This window comes from Caldisalinibacter kiritimatiensis (assembly GCF_000387765.1).
GTDB lineage: Bacteria > Bacillota > Clostridia > Tissierellales > Caldisalinibacteraceae > Caldisalinibacter > Caldisalinibacter kiritimatiensis.
This window is the reverse complement of the sequence record NZ_ARZA01000095.1, coordinates 1-210: the sequence shown is the minus strand read 5'-3', so window position 1 is coordinate 210 and position 210 is coordinate 1. Positions and strand designations below refer to the sequence as shown.

Here is a 210-nt window from a genome sequence, read left to right as displayed (position 1 = left end):
TGGTAGCTCGTCGGGCTCATAACCCGGAGGTCGTCGGTTCGAATCCGGCCCCCGCTACCAAATATGGCGGCGTAGCTCAGTTGGCTAGAGCATGCGGTTCATACCCGCAGTGTCAGCGGTTCGAATCCGTTCGCCGCCACCAATGAACGTGGCCCTATGGTCAAGTGGTTAAGACACCGCCCTTTCACGGCGGTAACCCGGGTTCGAATC

1 tRNA gene is annotated in these 210 nt (G+C 59.5%); it reads left to right on the top strand.

What is annotated here, in order from left to right:
* Nucleotides 1–65 precede the first annotated feature (65 nt).
* A tRNA-Met gene (locus L21TH_RS04815) sits at nt 66–142 on the top strand.
* Nucleotides 143–210: the final 68 nt, after the last annotated feature.